The 22,389-nt window shown below is 62.5% G+C and carries 16 protein-coding genes; 10 read left to right on the top strand and 6 right to left on the bottom strand.

Annotation, left to right across the window (positions count from 1 at the left end; genetic code table 11):
* Positions 1-118: 118 nt before the first annotated feature.
* A complete protein-coding gene (locus ACZRMO_RS11080; protein ID WP_463972879.1) occupies positions 119-5,017 on the bottom strand; it encodes an alpha-2-macroglobulin family protein in 4,899 nt (1,632 codons plus the stop codon).
* Positions 5,018-5,244: 227 nt separating this feature from the next.
* On the opposite strand from ACZRMO_RS11080, the gene ACZRMO_RS11085 reads away from it, so the two are divergent.
* Entirely contained in the window at positions 5,245-6,582 is a 1,338-nt protein-coding gene (locus ACZRMO_RS11085) for an MATE family efflux transporter (RefSeq protein ID WP_463972880.1), read from the top strand.
* Here the strand turns inward: ACZRMO_RS11085 and ACZRMO_RS11090 are convergent.
* The 5 genes from ACZRMO_RS11090 to ACZRMO_RS11110 form a co-directional block, all read right to left on the bottom strand.
* On the bottom strand, positions 6,527-7,420 hold the full coding sequence (locus ACZRMO_RS11090) for an alpha/beta hydrolase (RefSeq protein ID WP_463972881.1): 894 nt from the start codon (positions 7,418-7,420) through the stop codon (positions 6,527-6,529). The genes ACZRMO_RS11085 and ACZRMO_RS11090 overlap by 56 nt on opposite strands.
* A 153-nt stretch (positions 7,421-7,573) precedes the next feature.
* Positions 7,574-9,487 carry an arginine decarboxylase gene (gene speA / locus ACZRMO_RS11095; RefSeq protein ID WP_124525631.1) on the bottom strand — a complete coding sequence of 638 codons (1,914 nt, stop codon included), beginning with the start codon at positions 9,485-9,487 and terminating at the stop codon, positions 7,574-7,576.
* 143 nt (positions 9,488-9,630) lie between these two features.
* On the bottom strand, positions 9,631-10,002 hold the full coding sequence (locus ACZRMO_RS11100; protein ID WP_012722004.1) for a translation initiation factor Sui1: 372 nt from the start codon (positions 10,000-10,002) through the stop codon (positions 9,631-9,633).
* A gap of 195 nt (positions 10,003-10,197) precedes the next feature.
* On the bottom strand, positions 10,198-10,734 hold the full coding sequence (locus tag ACZRMO_RS11105) for an NUDIX hydrolase (RefSeq protein ID WP_463972882.1): 537 nt from the start codon (positions 10,732-10,734) through the stop codon (positions 10,198-10,200).
* Positions 10,735-10,736: 2 nt separating this feature from the next.
* Positions 10,737-11,804 carry a DUF2333 family protein gene (locus tag ACZRMO_RS11110; RefSeq protein WP_017738541.1) on the bottom strand — a complete coding sequence of 356 codons (1,068 nt, stop codon included), beginning with the start codon at positions 11,802-11,804 and terminating at the stop codon, positions 10,737-10,739.
* A gap of 280 nt (positions 11,805-12,084) precedes the next feature.
* Between ACZRMO_RS11110 and ACZRMO_RS11115 the strand changes: the two genes are divergently transcribed.
* From ACZRMO_RS11115 to fis, 9 genes are all read left to right on the top strand, one after another.
* Positions 12,085-13,755, top strand: coding sequence for a diguanylate cyclase (locus tag ACZRMO_RS11115; RefSeq protein ID WP_463972883.1), 1,671 nt, complete (start codon positions 12,085-12,087; stop codon positions 13,753-13,755).
* Positions 13,756-13,808: 53 nt separating this feature from the next.
* The gene (locus ACZRMO_RS11120) at positions 13,809-15,770 is read left to right on the top strand and encodes a methyl-accepting chemotaxis protein (RefSeq protein WP_463972884.1); all 1,962 of its coding nucleotides are present in this window, start codon (positions 13,809-13,811) and stop codon (positions 15,768-15,770) included.
* Positions 15,771-16,086: 316 nt separating this feature from the next.
* Positions 16,087-16,542, top strand: coding sequence for a type II 3-dehydroquinate dehydratase (gene aroQ / locus ACZRMO_RS11125; protein ID WP_017738538.1), 456 nt, complete (start codon positions 16,087-16,089; stop codon positions 16,540-16,542).
* Positions 16,543-16,566: 24 nt separating this feature from the next.
* Positions 16,567-17,028, top strand: a complete 462-nt coding sequence (gene accB / locus ACZRMO_RS11130) for an acetyl-CoA carboxylase biotin carboxyl carrier protein (protein ID WP_177001525.1) — start codon at positions 16,567-16,569, stop codon at positions 17,026-17,028.
* Between the two features lie 17 nt (positions 17,029-17,045).
* Positions 17,046-18,407: an acetyl-CoA carboxylase biotin carboxylase subunit gene (gene accC, locus ACZRMO_RS11135; protein ID WP_017738536.1), complete on the top strand. Its 1,362-nt coding sequence runs from the start codon at positions 17,046-17,048 to the stop codon at positions 18,405-18,407.
* A 284-nt stretch (positions 18,408-18,691) separates the two neighbouring features.
* Positions 18,692-19,570 (top strand): 50S ribosomal protein L11 methyltransferase, encoded by an 879-nt coding sequence (gene prmA, locus ACZRMO_RS11140; protein WP_124525625.1) that lies wholly within the window; start codon positions 18,692-18,694, stop codon positions 19,568-19,570.
* 30 nt (positions 19,571-19,600) lie between these two features.
* Complete coding sequence (locus tag ACZRMO_RS11145; RefSeq protein WP_463972885.1) at positions 19,601-20,842, top strand: DUF3426 domain-containing protein; 1,242 nt, start codon at positions 19,601-19,603, stop codon at positions 20,840-20,842.
* A gap of 185 nt (positions 20,843-21,027) precedes the next feature.
* On the top strand, positions 21,028-22,041 hold the full coding sequence (gene dusB / locus ACZRMO_RS11150) for a tRNA dihydrouridine synthase DusB (protein ID WP_124525623.1): 1,014 nt from the start codon (positions 21,028-21,030) through the stop codon (positions 22,039-22,041).
* Positions 22,038-22,358 carry a DNA-binding transcriptional regulator Fis gene (gene fis, locus ACZRMO_RS11155; RefSeq protein WP_002555375.1) on the top strand — a complete coding sequence of 107 codons (321 nt, stop codon included), beginning with the start codon at positions 22,038-22,040 and terminating at the stop codon, positions 22,356-22,358. Before dusB ends, fis begins: the two co-directional genes overlap by 4 nt.
* Positions 22,359-22,389: the final 31 nt, after the last annotated feature.

A 22,389-nucleotide genomic window follows, 5' to 3' on the forward strand; every position in this document is an offset into this window, starting at 1 on the left:
TTGTGTGGGAGCGGGCTTGCTCGCGAAGGCGGTGTGTCAGTCAACACATTTGATACTGATACACCGTCTTCGCGAGCAAGCCCGCTCCCACATTTAGGCCTCATTTCAAGTTGAGGTTTCAGCGGCCTTTGATCACCAGGTCTGCTGGAGTTTCCCCGACGGCCTGCCAGTTCGGCCGGTACATCGACTCCACTTGCGGCGGCGGTACGCGGTACGTGCCCGGCGTCACCGCACGCGCCAGGTAGAGCAGGTGCGTGGTGCCGGAACCGTCCAGGTTCAGCGCCGCCACATAACGGTCATCACGGAACTCCTGGTGCTTGAGCGAGGCGTTCTGCATCGACTCACGCCATTCCTTCACCTGGCTGCTGGCGTTCTCCAGGCTGGCCGCACTTTGCGCCAGGTTCTGGTTTTCCAGTTCCAGGCCGGCCGGCAGCAGGTCCACCACCAGGGCATCCGGCACGCGCTGCTTGGCGCTGACGGCCAGATGCACCAGCACCAGGTCGCCGCTGTTGAGGTTGCGCAGGTTCAGCGGCTGGCCGTTCATGCCCAGGTATTCGCGGCGGATAGCCAGGTTGTCGCCACCCGGCGCAGGTGGCACCTGTGGATAACCGGAAATGGTCAGTTGCTGGTACACCGGCGCCTCACCCTGATTGCTCAGGCTCAGGTCGCTGGACAACAGCTTGCCCTCCAGTTCCAGCGTCGGTTGTTGGTTGTTCAACTCCTGCACACCGCCACTGCCGGTGAGCGTCACTTGCCAGTTCGCGTCAGGTTTGGCAAAGCCCAGGCGCCCGGCGAGGAACAGCGAGTTGCGCTCTTGGGTCGACAAGTACGGGCTCGCCGCCAACTGATCCGACAAGGTAAACAAGCGTTCCTCACGCTTGCCCTTGGCCAGGTCATTCTCTTCCAGCAGCGCCAGGATCATCGCCTGATCGCGCAGCGGGCTGCCGTAGTCGGCCAGCCATTCATTGGCATTGCGCTGCGCCGCCAGACCGGCCAGTAAAGCCTGGTCCGCACGCGGCTGGTCGCCCATCTTTTGCAAGGCGATGGCCAACTGCACCAGCGGCAACCCCGAGCGCGCATCGCTGCGCCGCTCGAACAGGCTGCGCAGCGCGCCCAACGGTGCCTGTTGGCTGCGCGCCAATACCATGCCGGCGTAGGCCTGCACGGCAAAGCGGGTGTGCTCGGCGTTGTCGCTGTAATCGACCTCGATCAGGTTGCGCTCCTGCACATAACGCAGCAGGCGTTCGCTGGCCTTCTTCAAGGCTTCAGGCGGCACGGCAAAGCCTTGATCGCGGGCGCGCAGCAGGAAGTCGGTGACGTAAGCCGTCAGCCAATATTCTTCTTCGCCATCGGCGCCCCACAAACCAAAGCTGCCGTTGTAGCGCTGCATGCCCAGCAGGCGCTCGATGCCCAGCTCGATCTTGCGTTTGCGCTCGGCATCCGGCTCGCCCTTGATTGCCAGGCGCTTGAGCAAGGCATCGTCGGCGTACAACGACGGGTACAGGCCGCTGGCGGTCTGCTCCAGGCAACCATACGGGTAGGCCTTGAGCGCGTTGATCTGCGCGCCGAGGTTCAACGGCGGCCGGCTCGACAGGCTCAACAGCGCTTCACGCCCCGACGCATCGAACTGATCCAGGGTGCCCGCTGGCAGGCTCCACGACTGATCCTTGAGCACCGCGCGGTAATGCTTGAGCAGTGCCGGATACGCCGGGCGCACGCCCAGGGTCCACTCGCGGCTGAACGGCGGCAGGTTCTCACCCGGCAGGTCGAGGCCGTTCACCGTGACCTTGACCTTGCCCTGCCCCAGGCCGCCCCAGGCTTTCACCGGGATGCGCAGCGTGGTGCGCTGGCCCTGTTTCAACTCGACGGTTTGCGCGCCCGCGCTGACCAACTCCAGTTGCCCTTCGGCGGTCAATTGCACATCGAGTGTCTGCGCCTTGCCCGACAGGTTGGACAAGTCCAGCGCCAACGTCGTCTGGTCGCCACCCGCGAGGAAGCGCGGAGCCGACAGCTCGGCAATCAGCGGCGCGGCAATCACCGTCTTGGCTTCGGCCATGCCGTAGCGATCATCGCTCCAGGCCTGGGCCATCAGACGCAGTTCGCCGTTGAAGTCGGGAATGTTGACGCTGACTTCGCCCTCGCCCTGGTCATTCAAAGTCACCGGCGCGCTTTGCAGGGCGACGATGGTCACGCTGGTGTCGGGGCGCTTACCGCCCTTGGCCAGCGCCGCATCACCACCAAACGCCAGGCTGGCCAGGCGGCCTTGGCCGGCTTCGATCAACTGGCCGTAGATGTCGAACTGGTCCACGCCATAGGCCTTGCGGCCGAACAGGCTGGAGTAAGGGTCGGGCGTCGGGTATTCGGTGATATTCAGGATGCCCACATCCACCGCCGCCACCAGCACATGCACCTGTTTCGGCACACTGCCGTCGGCATTCTTGGCCGCGACTTTCACCGTCAGCGGTTGTTTGGGGCGCATTTTTTCCGGCGCGGTGAGGGTCACGCCCAGTTTGCGCTGGGTGCGATCCAGCGGCAGGTGCAGCAAGCCCACCGCGCGTTTTGGGGTGATATTGGCTTTGCGCTCGCCGGGACGGATCACCAGGGCGCTCACGTACAGGTCATGGCGCGACCATTTCGGGTCGAGTTTCACGGCGAAGCTTTTGCCTTCGGCCGGCACCTCGATTTCCTGCCACCACAACGGGCCCTCGGCGGATTCCACCAACAGGTAGCCTTTACCGGCAGCGGGCGGAGTGACCGTGACGTTGGCGGTATCGCCGTCGCCATACGCCGGTTTATCCAGCGCCAGCTTGACCTGGTCGGGGCGCACGGCGCCGCCTTCGGTGTTGTCCTGGGCCTGGTAGCCGGCCCAGAAGCGCAGGCTGCTGACCAGCCCGGTCTGCGGGTCTTCGACCTCGACACGGTACGGGCCCCACTCGACCTGGAAGCTGACCTTGGCGGTGTCGCCGGCCTTGATGTTCAGGGTCTGCTCATCGAGGTTGAGGAATTTCTCGTTGAAGTGATAGCTCCAGCCATCGTTCTCGGAGTAGTTCCAGTAGTAGTCGCGGCGCTCGCGCACCAGGCGTACCTTGAGGTTTTGCGCGGCGAGTTTCTGCCCGTCCTGGTTGGCCAGCAGCACTTCGAATTCTGCCGGGCCGTCGCCATTGGTTTCCTTGCCGTCAAACAACCCGCGCAGGCCCGGCAACTGCTCGGCTGGCCAGATCGGCTGCACCAGGCGCCGGGTGATCGGCCGCCCACCGGACTCTTGCAGGCTGGCTTGCACGATCAATTGCAGCGGCGACTTGGCGTCGGCCCATTTGCTTTCCAGGGTCAGTTCTTCGTGGCCCTTGGCGTCGAGCACGCTTTCGTCCAGCTCGAAGTCCTGGCTCAGTTCTTCTTCGGTAACGGAGCCGAACTGGTAGCCCGGCAGCGATTTGACCGCCTCGCGCAACGGCCGCACATAGACTTGGCCGCTGACCCGATTGCCCGACGCCGGTGCACCGTAGAGGTAACGGCCGTTGACCTGGATCACCGGGTTATCCGCTGGGCTCAATGCTGTGTCGCTGCCCTTGAGTTCCAGCGCCAGGCGCTCGGGCAGGAAGTCTTCGACGAGGAATTCATACAGCTGCGGCTTGCCATCGCCGAGGTCGAACACCAGCTGCCAGCGCCCGGTCGGCGCTTCGCCAGCCAGTTGCAGTTGGTATTGATAGAGGCCGGAGGCGTCGGCATCCCAAACGAATTTGCGGCTGACCTGCTCGTCCGGGCGGCGCACTTCGACGCTCACCGGCTGCGGTTTGACCGCGTGGCCATCCTTGTCCCGCAGCAGCGCGTTGAGCAGCACGGTTTCGCCGGGGCGGTACAGGTCGCGCGGGCCGAACACAAAGAACTGCAATGGATGGGACGGCTGCCCGCCGATGTCGAACTCCGCCAGGTCCAGGGCGGCGCTGTCGAGGCGCAGCATACTGGTCTGCTCGCCTTGCTTGGCCAGCAGCACCTGGGCCTTTTTCGGCAACGGCAACTCGGCGTGGCCGCCCTTCTCGGTCTTGCCCTGGCCCAACACGCGGCCGTCGGCATCGAGCACTTCCAGATCGACGCCATCCAGCGCCTTGCCGCCTTCCAGTGCCTGGGTAAACACGTCCAGGCGATTGGCGTAGCGGTGCACCGACAGGCCGATATCACTCAGGGTGAACAGCGTGGCCGGCTGGGAATAGTTGTAGGTGCCCGACGCGCGCATCACTGCCAGGTACACACCCGGCTGTTGCAGTTGCTTGAGGCCGGCGATGGGCAGCAGCAGGGTTTCGCGGGTATTGCGCGCCGGGTTGAGGTCGAAGCGGCCGCCGTAGACCAGGTCGGCCAAGGGCAGCAGTTCACGGGATTCATAACTTTGCAGGCTGGTGTTGCGCCCCCACTGCGCGAGGAAGGTGGGCAGGGATTCGGGCTTGATGCGGAAGAATTCGACGTCGATCTTGTCGACGTTCAGCGCGATCACCGGCAGGCCTTCGGCCAGGCGCGTCGGCAGCAAAGTGCCGCGGCTGGCGAAGCCGACGGTGGCCTGCAGGTCGCGGGTTTCCAGGCGGGCGATGTATTCGGCGGCAAGCTTGTTGTCGTTGACCGCCTTCACGCCGGCATCGACCGTCAGCACGAGTTTGCGCTGCGGCTCCAGGTGGCGCAGGCGCAGTTCCATCAGGTTGTCGGAGATTTCCCAGGCGCCGTCGACCTTGCCGGACTTGCTGTCCACCAGGTGGAGTTTGTCGGCGAATTTCTGCTCGGGATCCAGGGGAATGGAAAAACTCACGGAGAGCGTGCTGGCCCCGTCGAGCTGCACCTCGGACACATCCACCACGCTCAGCTCACGCCCGGCATAACGCTGCTTCAGCGCTGCCACGTCCACGGCGGCTTTGGCAGGCTTGGGCACAACCGCCGCTGCTGCAGGAGCCGTCGGGACAGCCGGTTTATCGGAAGAATCGCAGGCGCTCAGCAGGGCCAGCGCGCAGGCCAGGAACAATCCTTTGTTAAGCATGGGGCACTCGTAGTGGGAGGGGCCGAGGGATGAACTATATATCAGCCTGTGTGGGGCCGATGAGGTGCTGGTCACATTGACCGACGGAGGGTGGTTTGGTTCTTGGTGGGGCGTGATGCCAAGAAAAATCCCACAAACACAGATGAACTCATGTGGAAGCCAGCTCCCACATTGGCCCTGCGGTGTCATGGAGGGACGGTTACAATGGCGCTCCCCGAGGAGCCCGCATGCCCACCCTACTCACCGACTGGCGCCACCGCCCCACCCACCACAAGGTCTGGGCCCTGGCCGCGCCGATGATCCTGTCGAACATCTCCGTACCGCTGGTAGCCCTGGTAGACAGCATGGTCATCGGCCACTTGCCCCACGCCCACCAGTTGGGCGCCGTGGCTGTTGGCGCCAGCCTGTACACCTTCCTGGCCTGGGCCATGGGTTTCCTGCGCATGGGTTCCACCGGTTTCGCTGCCCAGGCCGCCGGGCGTAATGATGGCGCGGCGCTGCGGCAAATCCTCCTGCAAGGGTTGCTGCTGGCGGTGGGGCTGGCGATGTTGCTGGGCACGGTAGGCATTCCCTTCAGCCATCTGGCCCTTGAATGGATGCAGCCCTCCCCCGAGCTCAATCAACTGACCCAGGACTTTTTCCACACCCGCCTGTTCGGCCTGCCTGCGGCGCTTGCAAGCTACGCGCTGGTCGGCTGGTTCCTCGGCACGCAAAACGCCCGCGCGCCGCTGGCGATTCTGCTGACCACCAACCTGGTGAATATCGCCCTGAACCTGTGGTTCGTCCTCGGACTGGATTGGGGCGTGGTCGGCTCGGCACGCGCGTCGGTGATCGCCGAATGGACTGGCGCCCTGCTCGGCCTGGCCCTCACGCGAAAAGCCCTGCGTGCCTACCCCGGACATATCGCCTGGGCTGCGCTGAAACTATGGGAGAGCTGGCGCCCGCTGCTGGCGGTGAACCGCGACATCTTTATCCGCAGCCTCGCGTTGCAGTCGGTGTTTTTCATGATCACCGTGCAAGGCGCGCGCTTGGGCGATGCCACCGTGGCGGCCAACGCTCTGCTGCTCAACGGCCTGTTGCTGACCGCCCATGCGCTGGACGGCCTGGCCCATGCAGTCGAGGCCCTGTGCGGCCACGCTATCGGCGCCCATGACCGCCAAGCGCTGCGCCGTTCACTGGTGGTGGCCGGCGGTTGGTCGTTGATCGCCAGTGTAGGCTTTGCCCTGCTCTTTACTGTCGCCGGGCACCTGTTTATCGCCATGCAGACCGACATCCCCAGCGTGCGCGAAACGGCGGACCGCTACCTGCCGTACCTGGCGGTACTGCCGTTGATTGCAGTGTGGAGTTATTTGCTCGATGGCCTGTTCATCGGCGCCACCCGCGCGCGGGAGATGCGCAATGGCATGTTGCTGACGGTGTTGCTGACGCTGCCTTTCGCCTGGGCGTTGCAGGGTTTGGGCAACCACGGGCTGTGGCTCACCTTCCTGCTGTTCATGGCGTTGCGCAGCCTCACTTTGTGGGCGATTGCCTGGCGCTTGAACCGGCAGGACCAGTGGCTTGGATAAACGCGGTGACGCGGTCCAGCACCGGCGCCAGCCAACGTAGTGGCCTGGAGAGCGAGCCAACCAATGTCGCGTGGCTGGTTTTGTCGAAGTAAAACGCTTCCACCGGCACGCCTGCCGCCCGTAGCTTCTGCGCCAGCCCGCCGGTGTTGCGCGCGGGGTTGACCAGATCGTCATCCGTCGAGGCGATCAACAGGCTCGGCGGCGCGCCGGCAGTCACATGGTTGATCGGCTGGGACTCAGGCGGCGAATCCGGGAAGAAAAACACCGGCCGCACGTCGCGGTTTTCAATCGGCAGGAAGTCATAGGGCCCGGCCAGGCCGATCCAGCCTTTGAAGATAGCCGGCGACAAGCCCACTTCATTCAGCCAGCGTGCATCCAGCGCCAGCATCGAGGCGTTGTAGGCGCCGGAGCTGTGGCCCATCACGTAGAGCTGCCCGGGGTCGGCGCCGTAGTCGGCGATGTGCTGATAGGTCCAGGCCACCGCTTGGGCGCCGTCCTGGAGAAAGGCGGGGTAACGCACTTGCGGGTAGAGGCGGTAATCGGCGATGACCACGACGATGCCCCGCGAAGCCAGGGCTTCGCCGACAAAGCCGTAGTCGTCCTTGGAGCCTGAGTTCCAACTGCCGCCGTAGAAAAACACCACCACGGGGGCATGGGAAATCGCCGGGGCAGGTCGGTAGATATCGAGCTGTTGCCGGGGATCGGCGCCGTAGGCGATGGAAGAAGTTTTGGTGAAGGTACTGGAGGGGGTGAGTGCGTTGATCACGTTGATGGGTGAGCAGGCCGCGAGGAATGCGGTGAGTGCCAGGGTGAATGCTTGCAGGAGTTTGCTCGACATCGTTCAGTCCCTGCGAAAATCTACCGCCAAACAAGGATCCAAATGTGGGAGCGGGCTTGCTCGCGAAAGCGGTGGGTCAGTTAACACATGTGTGACTGATGTACCGCTTTCGCGAGCAAGCCCGCTCCCACAGGGGATTTGCATCAACCCGACTTACGAGGACAGGTACGAAGAACGGGTCAGCCCCAGACGCAACGCGTCGAGGAACTGGGTACGCTCCGCTGCACTGATCTTCGCGCTCGCGCACTTGTCACGGTAGTGGGTCATCAATTCCTCCGGCGACAAGTGCACATAGCGCAGCATGTCTTCGATGGTGTCGTGGGTCTCGATCCCGGCGCTGTACACCGAACCGTCTTCACGCTGGTAGATGTTCACCGAGTCGGTGTCACCGAACAGGTTGTGCATGTCGCCCAGGATCTCTTGGTAAGCACCCACCAGGAAGATGCCCAGCAGGTAGTCTTCACCTTCGTTCAAGCCGTGTACTGGCAGGCTGGTCTCGATGGACTGCTCGTCGACGTACTGCTTGATCTTGCCGTCGGAGTCGCAAGTCAGGTCTTGCAGCACGGCGCGGCGCAGCGGCTCTTCGTCGAGGCGGTGCAGCGGCAGGATCGGCAGGACCTGGCCGATGGCCCAGGTGTCCGGCAGGCTCTGGAACACCGAGAAGTTGCAGATGTACTTGTCGGCCAGCTTGTCGTTGAGTTCGTCCAGCACCTGGCGGTGCGAGCGCTGGCGGGCTTTCAGCGAGTTGTGCAGGCGGCGGCACACGGCGAAGTAGCACTGTTCGGCCAGGGCTTTTTCCGCCAGGGTCAGTTTGCCGTCGGCGTACTGGGTGGCCACGTCGCTCATGTAGTGCGTGGCGCGCCAGTAGGTTTCGGTGACCATCTCGATGTCGGTCGGACCCAGCAGGTCCACCAGCCATTGCACGGTTTCCGGCAGGCTTTCCTTGTTCTCGATCACCGGCACGTCGTCGTTGTGTTTCTCGACGTCGGTGACTTGCACCACCAGCATGGCGTGGTGGGCGGTCAGGGAACGGCCGCTTTCAGAGAAGATGTTCGGGTGCGGCAGGCTCTGCGCGTCGCAGAATTCCTTGAGCATGCCCACGACCACGCCGGCGTAGTCGTCCATGTCGTAGTTGATCGAGCTGGCGTTCCGCGAGTGGGTACCGTCGTAGTCCACGCCGAGGCCGCCGCCGACGTCGATGTGGTCCACCGGCAGGCCGAGGTTGCGCAGTTCGCCGTAGTAACGAATGGCTTCCTTGAACCCGTGCTGGTAGTCGGCCAGGTTGGCGATCTGCGAACCCATGTGGAAGTGCAGCAGGCGGATGCCCTGGTCCAGGCCGGCCGCGCGGAAGCGCTCGACCACAGACAACAGTTGCGCCGCCGACAAGCCGAACTTGGACTTCTCGCCACCGGTGTCCGCCCACTTGCTCGACGCCAGGGACGACAAACGCACGCGCAGGCCAACCTGCGGCTTGACCTTGAGGTTGGCGGCTTCTTCGATCACCAGCTCAACTTCGGATTCTTTCTCGATCACGATGAAGACGTTGTGGCCGAGCTTCTGGCCCATCAGCGCGAGGCGGATGAACTCACGGTCCTTGTAACCGTTGCAGACAATGGTGCCGCCCTTCGGCGCCAACGCCAGCACGGCCAGCAGCTCGGGCTTGGAGCCGGCTTCGAGGCCAATGGAGACGTCCTGGGTGGCGATGATGTTTTCGATCACCGCTTCCTGCTGGTTCACCTTGATCGGGTACAGCGCGGTGTACTTGCTCTGGTATTCCAGGCGCTCGATGTTTGCATCGAAGGCGCCGGTCAGTTGGCGTACACGGTCTTGCAGGATGTCGGGAAAACGCACCAGCAGTGGCAAGGACAGGCCGCTTTTGCGCAGCTCGTCCACTTGCTCGTACAGGTCGACCGGCGTGCTGTTCGGGCCGTTCGGACGGACTTCAACGCGACCGGCATCATTGATCGCGAAATACCCGGCCCCCCAATGGCGAATCCCATAAACACTGCGGCTGTCCGCAACTGTCCATTGGCTGCCATCGTCTTTGCGTGTGCGTCGTACGGACATCGAAGTCCCCTATAAATGAAGTCGAAGGCGCCGCCCCTATCAGAGGCTGGCGCAGTCTAAAGAATGAAAATGACGATTTGCCTGCGTGCGAGGTAAGACCCCACACGCAGGACAGAGTTTAGACACAGGTCGGAAAGAGGCTTTCAGCCGCCGGACTTCTTGGCCTTGTAACCGAGCTTGATCAGCTCGGCCAACAGCAGCTCGACGTGATCACCCTGGATCTCGATGACGCCGTCTTTCAACGCGCCACCGGTGCCACAGCGCTTTTTCAGCGTGGTGGCGAGTTCCTTCAGGGCTTCTTCGGCCAGCGGCACGCCGGTGATGGTGGTCACCGTCTTGCCGCCACGGCCTTTGCTCTCGCGGCGTACGCGGGCAATACCGTCGCCTTCAGGAATCAGGGTCTGTTTGCAGGTACACGAATCCACGGGCTGACGACAGTCCGGGCAGTGGCGACCTGCGTCGGTGGAAAATACCAGGCCACCAAGGGCGGCGAAGGATGCGGCTTTTTTGGCCACCGGCAATCCTCTTGGGAGGACAAAGACAGATCGGTACCCGCAACGGGACTACCGACCGCGAAGCCCCACTCAGGCAGGGGCAGCGCTACCGAACCGCCTTGCTCCTAATAGCAGGGCGGCTCGGGTGAAAAGTCGCGCAGTGTAACGGCAAAAAGCCGACTTGCTAAGGGCCAAAACGCGCCAATTTATGCAACTTTAGCGACGCAGGGCCAGATAGCGGCGCAAGCCTTCCTGGGCGTCCGGGCAGTAGGGCTTTTGTTCAGCTTCCTGAAGGACCGTTTCGAGGGGCAAAAAGCGTGCTTCCATGACTTCTTCGGGCTGCAAACGCAGGGGCCCGTCCCACACGGCAGAGTAGGATCGGCACCAGAGCCGGCTATCGCCGTCGGCGAAGTAAAAGTGGTCATGCTCGACCAACTCGACCCCAGCCACGCCAAGCTCTTCTTCCAGTTCGCGGGCCGCCGAATCGGCATAACTCTCCCCCGCCGCCACCATCCCACCCGCCGCCGTATCCCAGGAGCCCGGGTACATGGCTTTGCTCAGGGTGCGCCGATGCACACACAGCTCGCCTTGGGAGTTGAACAGGAAGATAAAGGTGCAACGGCCGATAAGGCCGCGCTGGCGCAGGTCGGACCGGACCAAGTGACCGAGGAGCTTGTCCTCCTCGTCCACCCAGCAGATCAGTTCGGCATCAGAGGCCGCACGGTGCGCGGCCTCTTTTTGAGTAGCGTCCATCATCAACCCTGGTTGAGGAGCTGACGCAAGTCGATCACTGCAGCGTTGGCCCGGGAAATATAGTTGGCCATCACCAGCGAATGATTCGCCAGTACACCGAAGCCACTGCCGTTAAGAATCATAGGACTCCATACCGGTTCCTGCGAGGCTTCCAGCTCACGAATGATCTGGCGCACGCTGACCGTGGCGTTTTTCTTGGCCAGCACGTCGGCAAAGTCGACTTCGATGGCGCGCAACAGGTGGGACAACGCCCAGGCCTGGCCACGGGCTTCGTAGAACACGTTGTCGATCTGCATCCATGGGGTTTCCACCACTTCTTCATCGACCTGCGGCACTTCACCCGGCGCCAGGGCTTCGGTTTTCAGTGCCGTGTTCAATTTGACCCGGCCGACGCTGGCCGACAGGCGCTGCGACAGCGAACCCAGGCGGGTTGCCACATCACCGAGCCAGTTGTTGAGGTTGTCGGCGCGGGCATAGAACAGCGCGCCGCGCTGGTTCGGGTCGGACAGGCGCGCTTCATAGCGGCTCAGGGAATTGATGCCTTCCTGATATTCCGACTCGCTGGACGGCAGCACCCAGCTCTTGTTGTCGAAGTTGAAACGCGGCTCGGCCTTGGCCAGGTCCGCGTCTTCGGCCGACTGCGACTGGGAACGGGCGAAGTCTTTACGCAGGGCGCGGGTCAGGTCGCGGACCTGCACCAGCACGCCGTATTCCCAGCTCGGCATGTTGTCCATCCACAGGCCAGGCGGGAAACGGTCGTTGGAAATATAACCACCGGGTTTGTTCAGCAAGGTGCCGACGACGGTCTTGAGGGTTTCGACGGTGGTGTAGCCCACTACCATCTGCTTGCCTTCCTTCTCGGCGGCAATCTGCGCATTCTGCTGGACGGGAAACAACGCCGGTTCCTGGCTCCAATACCACCCCAGGCCGCCGGTGACCAACAGGTACAAGCCCAGCAGGCTGAGCACGGCGCGGCTCATCAGCAGGGTGCGAAAATAGCTGCGGTTGGCCGACTTGGGCTCAGGAGCGGGGCCTTTGGCACTGTCTGCACGGTTTTTCCAGTCCAGCATGGCGATATCCTTTCAATCACTTGAGTTCATGCACGTCTATTGTCCGGGTGCGTTCAAACACTCCGACCACAACCCTACCCCATCGTGCCCGTCGGCGCGGGGCTTTTAGCGCAAGCACTATAAAGGATGCACGCTTTTCGCGCTGCGCGACCCTTGAGTCAAAAATTGAATGCATAAGTCTCGCAGTTAATTGACGCATGACACTCATGTAACAGAAAAGAGGTGCTAGCATAGAGCCATCAGTTCGACCTCAGCATGCAGCCTAACTAGTAGTCAGGATATGACCGAGCCAGAAGACCCCAGCCGTGAGCGTCTCAAGCACCATTTTGCCCAGCGGGTAATTCATCAGGCACGTCAAATTCTTGAGATCTGGCAGCGCCTGCAACGCAGTGAATGGTCCAACGCCGACCTCTCCGAACTCAGCGAAGCCAACTTGCGCCTGCTGCGTTTTGCCGAGCGTTTCGAACAACCCGAGCACGGCCAGTTGGCCCGGCATATCGGCGAGTCGCTCAAGCTGGTGGACGAAAACCGTGGCCGCCTGAGCAGCCAGTTGATCACCGAACTCAACCGCTTGATGCAGCGCCTGTCGCGCACCGGCCTGCGCCAGGGCGACCAGTTGGAACAAACCTTCCTGCCGCCGATGCGCAAGCCGATCTACGTGATGCTTGCCGATCACGACCGCGCCGAGCGCCTGGCCAAGCAGCTGGAATTCTTTGGCATGAGCGCCCAGTCCCTGGACAGCGTGGCGGCGTTTCGTGCCTCGATGGCCGAACGCTTGCCGTCGGCCATCGTCATGGACGTGGACTTCTGCGGCCCGGGCCTGGGCCTGCAACTCGCCGCCGAAGCCCAGGAAGGCCTGGAGCAAAAGCTGCCGCTGCTGTTTTTCAGCCTGCACGAAACCGACACCCCGACCCGCCTCGCCGCCGTGCGCGCCGGCGGCCAGGAGTTCCTCACCGGCACCCTGGAAGCCTCCAGCCTGCTGGAAAAGATCGAAGTACTCACCTGCGTCGCCCAGTACGAACCCTATAAAGTGCTGATCATCGACGACTCGCGGGCCCAGGCGCTGCACACCGAGCGGCTGCTCAACAGTGCCGGCATCGTCACCCGCACGCTGATCGAGCCGATCCAGGCCATGGCCGAGCTGGCCGACTTCCAGCCCGACCTGATCATCCTCGACATGTATATGCCCGCCTGTACCGGTACCGAACTGGCCAAGGTGATCCGCCACAACGACCGCTACGTCAGCGTGCCGATCATCTACCTGTCGGCCGAAGACGACCTGGACAAACAGCTGGACGCCATGAGCGAAGGCGGCGACGACTTCCTCACCAAGCCGATCAAGCCGCGCCACCTGATCACCACGGTGCGCAACCGCGCTGCCCGTGCCCGCCACCTCAAGGCGCGGATGGTGCGCGACAGCCTGACCGGCCTGTACAACCACACCCACATCCTGCAATTGCTCGAAGACTGCAGCTTCCGCGCGCGCCGCGAGAACAAGCCGTTGAGCTTTGCCATGCTCGACATCGACCACTTCAAGCGGGTCAATGACAGCCACGGCCACCCCATGGGCGACCGCGTGATCAAGAGCCTGGCGCTGTTTCTCAAGCAGCGGCTGCGCAAGACCGATTACATCGGGCGCTACGGCGGCGAAGAGTTTGCCATCGTCATGCCGGACACCGACCTGGAATCGGCCTGCAAGGTGCTGGATGAAATCCGTGGGCGCTTTGCCGAAATTCACTACCCGGCCCAGCCGCAGGACCTGTGGTGCACCTTCAGCGCCGGCCTGGTGGAGCTGTGCGACGATTCCGACAGCCTGATGATGGCCGCCCAGGCCGACGAGGCGCTGTACCGCGCCAAGCACGCCGGACGCAACCGGGTACAGGCCGCGCCCACGTCAAAGCAAAGTGCCATCTTTTCACCAGAATCCACTGATACCGTCATAACCCTGTAATGAAAACGCAATAACTTCAGGCACTTACCTTTTGCTGTCGGTTGAAACCACGCATGCGCCTGAAGCTGCTGACCAATCTCAATACCCTTCTGCTGGTGGCCGTGTGCCTAGCGCTCGGGGCGACACTCTGGTGGTCGCAACGGGCACTGGAGCGCCCGTATTTGTTGATGGAACGCTACCTGGGCCTGTCCCAGACCTTCCAGAACCAGGCCGCACGCAATATCGACGACTACCTCGCCAGCGGCGACGCCCTGCGCTTGAGCAGCGCCAGCCAAAGCCTGGAAAGCCTGCTGCAGCATCTGGATGAACTGCCCGCCGACCTCGCGCAAAACCTGCGCCCGAGCCTTGCCGACCTGGACACCTTCGGCAAGACCGACCTGCTCGCCGCCGGCAAGCTGGCTGGCGACCCGCAAGCCTTGCTGCTGCAAGCCGAGCGCGAGCTGGGCGCTAACCTGGAGCAACTGAGCCAATACGCCCTCGGCGTGAATTCCCCCGACGCCGCGCGTTACCTGCCGCCGCTGCTGGCCGCGTCGCAGCACCTGGGCAAGCTGTCCCTGGCCCGCGACAAGCTGGTCAGCAGCGGCCGCGCCGAGCTGGCGGATGATGTGGAACGTGAAGTCGGCAATATCCGCAGCCAGGCTGATGTGCTGGAGCAACTGCCGCTGCTCGGTGTGAAGGCCAGCGCCGAGTCCAGTGCCGACGACTTTTCCGCCTTGATGGGCTTGGAAAACAGTGAAAAAGCCGAAGCCCAGGACACCGCCGTCGACCTCAAGCGCGAACTCAACAGCCTGCTGACCCGCTACCCCGCCGAACTCAAGCGCACCCGCGAACAAATCCAGCAACGCGCCGACCTCGCCGCCAGCACCCACCTGAAAATCAACGCCGTGCAGCAAGCCATCGCCGGCCTGGAGCCGGTGGTGCGTGCGCAACACGGCAAGATCCAGGGCGAAGTGCGGGTGATGCAAGGCGTGATGATCGGCCTGATCCTGCTGATCGCGCTGCTGATCGACACCCTGCAACGCCGTTTGGCGCGGGTGCTGACCAATCTGGCGCCGGCACTTTCCACCTGGGCCGAAGGCGACTTCAGCCAACCGATCGCCCTGGGCAAGACCAACCGCGAATTGCACGACATCGAAGCCTCCCTGAACCGCTTGCGTGCCTACCTGGTGGCGTTGGTGGGCACTATTCGCGGCAATGCCGAGGAAGTCGCCGGCAGCAGCCGCGCCCTCGCCGAGCTGAGCAGTGGCCTGCACGACGGCGCCGAGCGCCAGGCCGGCGACACCGCGCAGATCCGCGACTCCCTGGGCGAACTGGAAGCGACCATTCAACAGGTGGCCGGCGATGCCAGCCAGGCCGCAGGCGCCAGCCGCAGCGCTGGTGACGCCGTGGAACAGGGCCAACGGGTGATCGGCCTGAGCCTCACCGGGTTGCACGCCCTGGTGGGTGAAGTGCAGCAAAACGCGCAGATGATCGAGAAACTCGCCGAAGAATCCGCCACCATCGGCGGCGTCCTGACGGTGATCCGTTCGATTGCCGACCAGACCAATCTGCTGGCGCTCAACGCCGCCATTGAAGCCGCGCGCGCCGGTGAAGCCGGACGTGGCTTTGCCGTCGTCGCTGACGAAGTGCGCTCCCTGGCCCAGCGCACGGCGGGCGCCACCGCCGAGATCCAGACCCTGATCGCCGGCCTGCAAACCGCCGCGCACCAATCGGTGCAAGGCATGCGCGCCCAGGTCGAACACGCCGAAGCCACTGCCCAGCAAGCCCAGGCGGCCGACGGCGCGCTGGATGAAATCGTCGAGGCGATCCAGACCATTTCCGACACGGCGGTGCGCATTGCCGATGTCACCGCGCAGCAGAGTGGCGCGGTGAGTGAGATTCGTGACAACAGTGAGCGGATTCATCAGCTCGGTGAGGACAACCTGCTGCGCATCGGCCAGGGCCGTAGCCAAGGTGAACATCTGTTGGTACTCGGCGGGCAGCTCAACACCGCTGTCCAGGCTTTCCGCGTCTGAGCCGATCTCTCACTCAATGAAGATTGGAAATCATGTGGAGATCAAAAATGTGGGAGCGGGCTTGCTCGCGAATGCGGAGTGTCAGTCAACACATCCATTACTGACACACCGTATTCGCGAGCAAGCCCGCTCCCACATTTGATCTCCATTGGATTAAAGACTGTGTTTCCAATGACCAGATCCGAGGCCCTAGTCACAAATTTTGCGCTATCCTCGCTAATCGTGCTGCCTACTGCATAGAACTGGACAGTCACAAAGGCTTTGCGGCATAGTCGCCGGGTTCTGCCGTACCCCTATCAATAACAAGGAACAGCCGATGGCGACCTTTCTGGTTCTGCACGGACCCAACCTGAACCTGCTCGGCACCCGCGAACCGGGCGTCTACGGGGCAGTGACCCTGGAACAGATCAACCTCGATCTGGAACGCCGGGCCCGTGAAGCCGGCCACCATCTGCTCTACCTGCAAAGCAACGCCGAGTACGAATTGATTGATCGCATCCATGCCGCGCGCGGCGAAGGCGTGGACTTTATCCTGATCAATCCCGCCGCTTTTACGCATACAAGCGTTGCATTACGTGACGCGCTGCTGGCGGTGAGCATCCCATTCATCGAAGTGCATTTGTCCAACGTGCACAAACGCGAAGCTTTCCGCCATCACTCCTACTTCTCCGATGTAGCGGTAGGTGTGATCTGCGGCCTTGGCGCCAGCGGGTACCGACTGGCCCTGGAGGCCGCCCTGGAACACATTGAACAACCGGCCAAGCGCCCCTGACCGACCCTTGGGAGTTGATGATTCATGGATATCCGTAAAGTTAAGAAACTGATCGAGCTGCTGGAAGAGTCCGGTATCGACGAGCTGGAAATCAAGGAAGGCGAAGAATCCGTACGGATCAGCCGCCACAGCAAGACCCCGGCCCAACAGTTCTACGCACCGCAAATGCAAGCACCGGCTCCAGCCGCTGCCGCTCCGGCTGCTGCACCTGCCGCCGCTGCTCCTGCTGCGCCAGCTGCACCTGCGTTGAACGGCTTTGTGGTCAAGTCGCCAATGGTCGGTACGTTCTACCGCACCCCGGCACCGACCTCGCCAGCCTTCGTTGAAGTCGGCGCAACCGTGAAAGTGGGCGACACCATCTGCATCGTTGAAGCGATGAAGATGATGAACCACATCACCGCTGAAAAAGCCGGCGTGATCGAATCCATCCTGGTAGAAAACGGTCAGCCGGTTGAGTACGACCAGCCGCTGTTCACCATCGTTTGAACCGCGGAGCGCCTTCGATGTTGAAACCTGCGAAGAAACTGCAAAAAGTCCTGATCGCCAACCGCGGCGAGATCGCGCTGCGGATCCTGCGCGCCTGTAAGGAAGAGGGCATCAAGACCGTCGCTGTTTACTCGACGGCCGATACCGAATTGATGCACGTGAAACTGGCGGACGAAAGCATCTGCATCGGCCCGCCACTGGCCACGAACTCGTACCTGAAAGTCTCGAACATCATCGCGGCCGCTGAAGTGACCGGCGCTGATGGCATCCACCCGGGCTACGGCTTCCTCGCGGAAAACGCCGATTTCGCCGAACAGGTGGAAAAATCCGGCTTCGCCTTCATCGGCCCGAAAGCCGAAACCATTCGCCTGATGGGTGACAAGGTTTCGGCCAAGGACGCCATGATCGCAGCCGGCGTGCCAACCGTTCCTGGTTCCGACGGCCCGCTGCCGGAAGACGAGGAAACCGCTCTGCGCATTGGTCGTGAAGTCGGTTACCCGGTGATCATCAAGGCCGCCGGTGGCGGTGGTGGTCGCGGCATGCGTGTTGTGCACAAGGAAGAAGACCTGATCGAAGCGGCCAAGCAGACTCGCTCCGAAGCAGGTGCCTGGTTCGGCAACCCGATGGTCTACCTGGAAAAGTACCTGACCAATCCACGTCACGTGGAAGTGCAAGTACTGTCCGACGGCCAGGGCCACGCCATTCATCTGGGCGACCGCGATTGCTCGCTGCAACGTCGTCACCAGAAGGTACTGGAAGAGGCTCCGGCACCGGGCCTGGACGAAAAAGCACGCGAAGAAGTACTGGCTCGCTGCGTCAAGGCGTGCATCGACATCAACTACCGTGGCGCCGGTACCTTTGAGTTCCTCTACGAGAACGGCCGTTTCTACTTCATCGAGATGAACACTCGTGTGCAGGTAGAGCACCCGGTTTCGGAGATGGTCACCGGTATCGACATCGTCAAGGAGATGCTGAGCATCGCCGCTGGCAACCCGCTGTCCTTCACCCAGGACGACGTGAAGATGCACGGCCACTCCCTGGAGTGCCGCATCAACGCCGAAGACCCGAAAACCTTTATCCCAAGTCCAGGCCTGGTCAAGCATTTCCATGCTCCAGGCGGCAACGGCGTTCGCGTCGATTCGCACCTGTACAGCGGCTACAAGGTTCCGTCCAACTACGACTCGCTGATCGGCAAGCTGATCACCTGGGGCGCGACCCGCGACGAGGCCATGGCCCGTATGCGCAACGCCCTGGACGAAATCGTGGTAGACGGCATCAAGACCAACATCCCGCTGCACCGGGACCTGGTCCGTGATGAAGGCTTCTGCGAAGGTGGTGTGAACATTCACTACCTGGAACACAAGCTGGCCAACCAGTAAGCGTTCCACCAGACAAAGCCGCCTTCGGGCGGTTTTGTTGTTTGTGGGATAGCAAAACACAGCCAATCCTCTGCGGGAGCTGGCTTCTGTGGGAGCTGGCTTGCCTGCGATGCAGGCAACTCGGTTTGTCAGCCAAACCGAGTCGATGCTATCGCAGGCAAGCCAGCTCCCACACAAGCCCGCTCCCACATTTGTTATGTGTACACCCCTCCCGCCGCTCGCGTAAACTTGCGCCCTTTCGCGGCCCACCCGTCGCACATTCAATTTTTTCAAAGGTGCCCGCCATGCCTTGGCTGCAAGTCCGTCTCGCCATCAGCCCAGAACAAGCCGAAACCTACGAAGACGCGTTCCTCGAAGTGGGCGCCGTGTCGGTGACCTTCATGGACGCCGAAGACCAGCCGATCTTCGAACCCGAGCTCAACACCACCCCGCTCTGGTCCCACACCCATTTGCTGGCCCTGTTCGAAGACGGCACCGATGCCGCCGCCGTCCTGGCCCATATGGAACTGCTCACCGGCGGCCCGCTGCCGGAGCATCACAGCGAAGTCATCGAAGACCAGGACTGGGAACGCAGCTGGATGGACAACTTCCAGCCCATGCGTTTCGGCCAGCGCCTGTGGATCGTGCCGAGCTGGCACGCCGCACCTGAGCCTGACGCCGTGAACCTGCTGCTGGATCCGGGCCTGGCGTTCGGCACCGGCACCCACCCCACCACCGCGCTGTGCCTGGAATGGCTGGACGGCCAGGACCTGGCCGACAGCAACGTGCTGGACTTCGGTTGCGGCTCGGGCATCCTGGCGATTGCCGCCCTGCTGTTGGGCGCCAAGGAGGCCGTGGGCACCGATATCGACGTGCAGGCCCTGGAAGCCTCCCGCGACAACGCCGGGCGCAACAACATTCCTGAAGGCAAATTCCCACTCTATCTGCCGCAAGACCTGCCGCAGGTGCAGGCCGACGTGCTGGTGGCGAATATCCTCGCCGGGCCGCTGGTTTCCCTCGCTCCGCAACTGTCGAGCCTGGTCAAGCCGGGTGGCCGCCTGGCCCTGTCGGGCATCCTCGCCGAACAAGGTGAAGACGTGGCCGCCGCCTACGCCAAGGATTTCGAACTGGACCCCATCGCCAACCGTGATGGCTGGGTACGCATCAGCGGGCGTCGGCGCTAGAATGAGCGCTTGTCTGAATCGGATGACCGCATGAGCGACAGTTTCGTCACCCAGTGCCCACATTGCCAATCGCGCTTTCGCGTCAACCACGCCCAACTGAGCGTGGCCCGCGGCGTGGTGCGCTGTGGCTCGTGCCTGCAAGTGTTCAACGCGGTGCGCCAGCTGCTGGAGCAGCGCGCCAGCGCTACGGCAGCGGAACCCGAACTGCCGAACAGCGTTGAACAGCCCACCGAGGCGCCCCGCGCCATCAGCCAGAAGCAGTGGACCGCCGAAGAGCTGGACCTCGACAACCTGGACCTGGACCAGGAACTGGCCAAGCTCGAACGCCGCGAGATTCAGCACACGCAACCGTTGGGCGCAGAACGTCGCCAACCGGGCACCGACCGCCGCCAAAAGGACGAACCCCTCAGCGCCAGCCGCGACACCGTCAAGGCCGAGGAAGAGAAATGGGCGGCCAGCCTGTTCAGCGAACCGCCGGCAGAACGCCTGCCGGCCGCCGAAGATGACGCCGAACCGACGAACGCACCTGCGACCAGGCAGCGCACCGAACCGTCCATGTCGTTCCATACCGACGACCTGGACGACGAGCCGCCACTGCGCTCGACGCCGGATGAGGACGACATCGACCCGCCGTTCACGCCGCTGACCCAAGCCGCAGAGGAACAGGACACCGACGAACGCCCGGCCCCGCGCCGCAAGCGCCCGCGCGCCTCCACCAGCGTGCACGACGAAGTGCTGCAGGACCTGGAAGACGACCCGCTGCACCTCTACGCGCAAAAACGCCCGCAGGGCTGGGGCCGTCGCCTGATCTGGATCCTGCTGGTTTTGATCGCCGCCGCAGGCCTCGCCGGCCAATACATCGCCTATCAATTCGACGACCTGGCCCGCCAGGACGCCTATCGCCCGTGGTTCCAGCAACTGTGCCCGACACTCGGCTGCACCGTGCCATCACGGGTCGACATCGCCCACATCAAGAGCAGCAACCTGGTGGTACGCAGCCACCCGGAATTCGCCGGCGCGCTGGTGGTCGATGCCATCATCTATAACCGCGCCACTTTCTCCCAGCCCTTCCCGCTGCTGGAGCTGCGGTTTGCCGACCTCAACGGCAGCCTGATTGCCAGTCGTCGCTTCAAGCCTGCCGAATACCTCAGCGGCGAGTTGGCCGGGGTCAGCGAAATGCCCTCGCAAACGCCGATCCATATCTCCCTGGACATCCTTGATCCAGGCAACAAAGCCGTGAATTACAGCCTGAGCTTCCACTCGCCCGAGTGAATTGGCTGGCATACAAAGCCTTGACGGCGGTTTGTTGACTTTTCGCCGCGCAACCAAACCGGCGGCGATAAAGAAATAACTGTTCAGATTTTATCCAATTCAGCCTTTATCCAGTCATCGAGAGCGGGTATCATGCCAACCCTTTTTCGAACTCTAATGATCCGGCCCCACAACAGGGAAGTCCTATGTCGGCGGTACGCATCGGCCCATACACATTGCACAACGGCTTGATTCTCGCCCCGATGGCGGGCGTCACCGACCAGCCCTTTCGTCAGCTGTGCAAGCGTTTGGGCGCAGGTCTTGTAGTCTCGGAAATGGTCACCAGCGACATGAGCTTGTGGAACACCCGCAAATCGCGGATGCGCATGATCCACGAAGGTGATCCCGAGCCACGCTCGGTACAGATCGCCGGTGGTGATGCACAGATGCTGGCGGATGCGGCCCGGGCCAACGTGGAGTTGGGGGCGCAGATCATCGACATCAACATGGGCTGCCCGGCCAAGAAGGTCTGCAACAAGGCCGCCGGGTCTGCACTGTTGAAAGATGAGCAGTTGGTTGCCGAGATCCTGCAGGCCGTTGTCGCCGCAGTGGATGTGCCGGTGACCCTGAAGATCCGTACCGGCTGGGACCGGGACAACAAGAACGGCCTGACGGTGGCGAAGATCGCCGAACAGGCAGGAATTACAGCGCTGGCGGTGCATGGCCGCACCCGCGCCGACCTTTACACCGGTGAAGCCGAGTACGACACCATCGCTGCGATCAAGCAGGCGGTGTCGATGCCGGTCTTTGCCAATGGCGACATCGATTCAGCCGAGAAAGCCCGGCGCGTACTCCACGCTACCGGCGCCGATGGCTTGTTGATTGGCCGGGCTGCCCAGGGGCGGCCATGGATTTTCCGTGAGATCGACCATTTTCTGCGTACCGGCGAAGTGTTGCCGGCACCGGAGTTGATCGAGGTGGAACGTATTCTGCTAGAGCATCTGGCCGCCCTGCACGCCTTCTACGGAGACGTGATGGGAGTACGCATTGCTCGCAAGCATGTCGGCTGGTATCTCGCAACCCTGCCGGGCGCCAGGGAGTTTCGCGCCCACTTCAATCGTTTGGATGATACGGAAGCACAGTGCGCCAACGTTCGTGAGTTCTTCAGCGAGCGTTACAAGAGCCTGGGGACAGGGGACGGAGAGGGGGTGGCCGCATGACGATGATGACCGAGACTTTAGTGAGTGGAACAACACCCGTGAGCGACAACGTCAATTTGAAACAGCACCTGAACACGCCAAGCGAAGAAGGCCAGACCCTTCGCGGGAGTGTCGAGAAGGCGCTGCACAATTATTTCGCCCACCTTGAGGGCGCTTCCGTCACGGACGTGTACAACCTGGTGCTCTCCGAAGTCGAGGCGCCCTTGCTCGAAAGCGTGATGAACTACGTCAAGGGCAACCAGACCAAAGCCAGTGAGCTGCTGGGCCTCAACCGTGGCACCTTGCGCAAAAAGCTCAAGCAGTACGATTTGTTGTAAGCATTCAATCAAACCAGAAAGGCGCCCGCGT

The organism is Pseudomonas sp. B611, from assembly GCF_055407965.1.

Coding starts and splice junctions, on each gene's coding strand:
- ACZRMO_RS11115 (WP_463972883.1), top strand. CDS start 12,085: ATGACCGAGCCAGAAGACCCCAGCCGTGAGCGTCTCAAGCACCATTTT.
- ACZRMO_RS11090 (WP_463972881.1), bottom strand. CDS start 7,420: ATGTCGAGCAAACTCCTGCAAGCATTCACCCTGGCACTCACCGCATTC.
- accB (WP_177001525.1), top strand. CDS start 16,567: ATGGATATCCGTAAAGTTAAGAAACTGATCGAGCTGCTGGAAGAGTCC.
- speA (WP_124525631.1), bottom strand. CDS start 9,487: ATGTCCGTACGACGCACACGCAAAGACGATGGCAGCCAATGGACAGTT.
- ACZRMO_RS11120 (WP_463972884.1), top strand. CDS start 13,809: ATGCGCCTGAAGCTGCTGACCAATCTCAATACCCTTCTGCTGGTGGCC.
- accC (WP_017738536.1), top strand. CDS start 17,046: ATGTTGAAACCTGCGAAGAAACTGCAAAAAGTCCTGATCGCCAACCGC.
- fis (WP_002555375.1), top strand. CDS start 22,038: ATGACGATGATGACCGAGACTTTAGTGAGTGGAACAACACCCGTGAGC.
- ACZRMO_RS11110 (WP_017738541.1), bottom strand. CDS start 11,804: ATGCTGGACTGGAAAAACCGTGCAGACAGTGCCAAAGGCCCCGCTCCT.
- aroQ (WP_017738538.1), top strand. CDS start 16,087: ATGGCGACCTTTCTGGTTCTGCACGGACCCAACCTGAACCTGCTCGGC.
- ACZRMO_RS11085 (WP_463972880.1), top strand. CDS start 5,245: ATGCCCACCCTACTCACCGACTGGCGCCACCGCCCCACCCACCACAAG.
- ACZRMO_RS11080 (WP_463972879.1), bottom strand. CDS start 5,017: ATGCTTAACAAAGGATTGTTCCTGGCCTGCGCGCTGGCCCTGCTGAGC.
- dusB (WP_124525623.1), top strand. CDS start 21,028: ATGTCGGCGGTACGCATCGGCCCATACACATTGCACAACGGCTTGATT.
- prmA (WP_124525625.1), top strand. CDS start 18,692: ATGCCTTGGCTGCAAGTCCGTCTCGCCATCAGCCCAGAACAAGCCGAA.
- ACZRMO_RS11105 (WP_463972882.1), bottom strand. CDS start 10,734: ATGGACGCTACTCAAAAAGAGGCCGCGCACCGTGCGGCCTCTGATGCC.
- ACZRMO_RS11145 (WP_463972885.1), top strand. CDS start 19,601: ATGAGCGACAGTTTCGTCACCCAGTGCCCACATTGCCAATCGCGCTTT.